The organism is Rhizobium ecuadorense (assembly GCF_001187535.1).
GTDB classification, from domain to species: domain Bacteria; phylum Pseudomonadota; class Alphaproteobacteria; order Rhizobiales; family Rhizobiaceae; genus Rhizobium; species Rhizobium ecuadorense.
The window spans coordinates 1-232 of the sequence record NZ_LFIO01001361.1; the positions used below are offsets into that span (position 1 = coordinate 1).

Below are 232 nucleotides of genomic sequence, written 5' to 3' on the forward strand. Positions count from 1 at the left end.
CTTCCGATCACGACGAAACCGGCTACAATTTCAACCGCGAGGGGCTCGACCCGCATGCGCTGCGCTACGAGCGCGGCAACGAATTCGTCGATGTCGTGTTCGGCCTCTGGGACAGCTTCGAGGATGGCGCACTGCTTCTCGACCGTGAAAACGGTGTCTACTATGACAAAGACAAGCACCATACGCTCAACCACAAAGGCAAGCACTTCCAGGTTCGCGGGCCCCTCAACAT

Annotated in this window: 1 pseudogene; it reads left to right on the plus strand. The window is 57.8% G+C overall.

Annotated elements, in window-relative coordinates:
• A pseudogene (locus tag AF337_RS29465) lies at positions 1 to 232 on the plus strand (nitrilotriacetate monooxygenase); the annotation flags it as partial.